This is a genomic window from Streptomyces boluensis (assembly GCF_009908195.1).
Classification (GTDB): Bacteria; Actinomycetota; Actinomycetes; order Streptomycetales; family Streptomycetaceae; genus Streptomyces; species Streptomyces boluensis.
Window position 1 is genome coordinate 1 of sequence record NZ_JAAAHS010000583.1, and the last position, 3265, is coordinate 3265.

At 69.7% G+C, this 3265-nt stretch carries 3 protein-coding genes; all 3 read right to left on the bottom strand.

Features of this window, described 5'->3' with window-relative positions; translation table 11 throughout:
* Positions 1-806: DUF2637 domain-containing protein (locus tag GUY60_RS36170; RefSeq protein ID WP_161705706.1), on the bottom strand; the 806-nt coding region annotated here is incomplete at its 3' end.
* Between the two features lie 211 nt (positions 807-1017).
* Positions 1018-1917: a DUF3558 domain-containing protein gene (locus tag GUY60_RS36175; protein WP_187370214.1), complete on the bottom strand. Its 900-nt coding sequence runs from the start codon at positions 1915-1917 to the stop codon at positions 1018-1020.
* Positions 1918-2067: 150 nt separating this feature from the next.
* Positions 2068-3051 (bottom strand): ICP22 family protein, encoded by a 984-nt coding sequence (locus tag GUY60_RS36180; RefSeq protein ID WP_161705708.1) that lies wholly within the window; start codon positions 3049-3051, stop codon positions 2068-2070.
* Positions 3052-3265 lie beyond the last annotated feature (214 nt).

The following is a 3265-nucleotide window of genomic DNA, read 5'->3' on the forward strand; positions in this document are numbered from 1 at the left end:
GGGTCCTGGGGGGCATCGGCGGATCCGGCCTTGGCTTCCGGTTCGGGTTCCGGTTCCACGGGCTGCGGAGTGTGCGCGGGTTCCAGCTGGCGCTGTGCCGGGGCCGGGGCGGGCGGCAGGAGCGTGGGCTCGATACCGGCGGCGGCCAGGCCCGCGGGCGCGGTGTCGGCGAGCGGGACGCCGTAGCGCGCGAGGCGCAGCGGCATCAGGGACTCGACGGGGGCCTTGCGGCGCCAGTGGCGGCCGTAGCGGGAGCGCAACCGGGCCTGGTAGACGAGGCGTTCCTGTTCGAGCTTGATCACCTGCTCGTAGGAGCGCAGTTCCCAGAGCTTCATCCGGCGCCACAGCAGGAACGTGGGGCCGGGGGAGAGCAGCCAGCGGGTGAGCCGGACGCCCTCCATGTGCTTGTCGGCGGTGATGTCGGCGATCCGGCCGATGGCGTGCCGGGCGGCCTCGACGGAGACGACGAAGAGGATCGGGATGACGGCGTGCATGCCGACGCCGAGCGGGTCGGGCCAGGCGGCCGCGCCGTTGAACGCGATCGTCGCCGCGGTGAGCAGCCACGCGGTCTGCCGCAGCAACGGGAACGGGATCCGGATCCAGGTCAGCAGCAGATCGAGCGCGAGCAGGACACAGATGCCCGCGTCGATACCGATCGGGAAGACGTAGGAGAAGGTGCCGAAGCCCTTCTTCAGGGCCAGTTCACGTACGGCCGCGTAGGACCCGGCGAAGCCGATCCCGGCGATGACCACCGCACCGGCGACGACCACCCCGATGAGTATCCGGTGCGTTCGTGTCAGCTGCATCGCGGCCACCCGCGTACCCCTCCCTGTTCGGCTTGTTGCGTCGCACAGCCTGGCACACGCGTACGGGAGGGTGCGGGGCGGTACGGAGTTGGGGCCTCGGACGGGAGAAGCCCGGCCACCGTCGGTGACCGGGCTTCTCTCTGTGTTCGTACGGTGATTTGTGCTCGTACGGCGATGTGTGCTCGTACTGTGCTCGTACGGCGATCGGCCGTCAGTTCCTGGTGCGGGGCTTCTTCGTCGTCTTGCCCGAGTCGCTGTCGCTGTCGCCGTCGTCCGAACTGCCGCCGGACGAGGCGGCCTTGTCGGACGAGGACGAGTCCGTGGAGCTACCGCCGGAGGACTTGCCGGTGCCGGACTTGTCCTTGTTGGCGGCGACGACGGCGGCGACGGCCTTCTCGGCCGCGTCCTGCGCGTCCTTCGCCATCTCCTTGGAGTCCGGGTCCTTGGCGCCGGCCAGGCCCGCACCGTTGTAGTCGAGGACGACGACGGCGTTCTCGACGCGGGCGACCACGCGGTGGTTCTTGAAGTCGCCCTCCTTCTTCTTCTGGTCGAAGGTGACCAGCGTGGCCTCGTCGCCGACACCCTTGAGCGTCTTCGTCTCGACGTTCTTGGCGCCGTCGAGGGTCTTGGCCTCCTCGAGCTTCTTCGTCAACTGGGCCTTGGCCAGCTCGTTGCCGCTGCCGAGGGTGGCGTTGGAGTCGTAACGCATCAGGCCGACGCTCAGCCAGTGGAACTTCGAGCCCTTGGTGCCGTCGCTGTCCAGGCCGTTCCAGGAGCAGGAACCGCGGGTCGCGGTGTCCTCGGAGTTGGCCGACTTGCCCGACTTCTCGTCGACGCCCGGGACCAGGTCCTCGACCGTGTCACCCTTCAGGGCCTTGCACGCGTCGGGCAGCGTGTCGAACGCCGCCTTCTCGACAGTCGCGGGCTTGTCCTTGCCGCCAGGCGCCGCGGAGGACTTCGAGCCCGAGTCGCTCTTGCCCCCGCCGTCTCCCGAACCCGAACCCGAGTCGGAGGAGCAGGCCGCTGCCGTGAGGATCACCGGTACGGCTGCGCAGGCGGCGAGTATGCGGGTGAATCGCGGTCCTTTTCGGTGCATGGTTCCTTCGCTCATCAGTCGTGCGTTCGGTACCGGTTCCGTGCGGCGGTTCCGGTTCCGTGCGGATTCCGCTCAGCCACGGTACGCGGAAGGTGCGTGGGTCGTGAGGGATACGTAAAGGTGACAGGGGGCGGCAGGGGTCCTGGGGTGGGCGTCCCGGGCCGCTCAGTCGATGAACTGCTCGGCCAGCCGGCCCGCCAGTTCCCGGGCCCTGTCCTGCAGTTCCTTGCTGTCCGGCAGCTCGCCGGCGGCGGTCGGCTGCTCGTCGTACTGGATCGTCACGACCACGTTGGACGTGCGGAACACCACAGTCACGGTCCGGTGCCGGGACGTCGAACCCGCCGAGCTCAGGCGGTCGTCGACGAACGCCTCGTCGCCGAGACCGCCGAGCGTGCGCGGCAGCAGTTCCGGCGGTACGTCGAGGCCCTCGGACCCCTCGTCGCCGGTGCTGCTCTCGCCGCTCTCGCCGCCCTCGGGGTGCTGGGTGTCCTCGGTGTCGCCGTCAGGGTTCTTGGCGTCGCCGCTCTTGGTGTTCTCGGTGTTCTCGGTGTTCTCGGCGTCCTTGGGGGACTCGGAGGTCTCGCCCTTGCCGTCGGAGGCCCCGGACGAGGGCGACTTCGAACCGTCGCCGCTGCCCTTGCCCTTCGCGTCCCCGTCCTGGGTGGCGTCGGCCGTGCCCGACGACTGCTCCTCGTCCGGGCTCGGCTCCGGCAGGTCGGCGGCGCTCGCCTTCTTCGCGTACACCTCACCGGCACGCGAGTCGTCGCTCACGCCGCCGTCGTACGACACGACGCGCTCGAAGTCGACATTCAGATGGTGGGTGGCGTCCGCCGACTCCACCTTCCAGGAGCACCCCACGCGCCGGTCGGTGTCGTACGTGACCGCCGCGGAGCCCTCGTACGCCTTGCTCCGCTGCTCCTCGTCGAGCTGCTTCAGGCCGGGCAGCATCGCGTCGAGGGTGCCGTGGTCCACCGAGCGGCACGGGTCGGCGAGGGTGCGGTAACGGCCGGGCTCGGCGGTCTGGCTCGCGGAGGCCTCGCCGGGCTTGGCGTCGTCGGCGGTCTCGCCGGTGCCCGAACCGCCCGAACAGGCGGTGAGCAGCACCGCGAGGAGCGCGGCTGCGCCCGGGACATACCCCCTACGCTGCACGGTCGCGGCTCCCTTCGGTTCGGATCCGGCCGGACCGCATCGGTCCGCTTCGGTTCGCTTCGGTTCTCATCCGCCCGCTTGGGTCGAAAAGCGGTTGCCGCCAGGAGGCGACCGGTGAACACAATGTGTATCGCAAGCACAGCCGCGCATGCCGGTCGAGCATCCCTTTTGGTGGCTTTGACGCCGGTTTTTACGCGCGCACAGACTTTTCGGC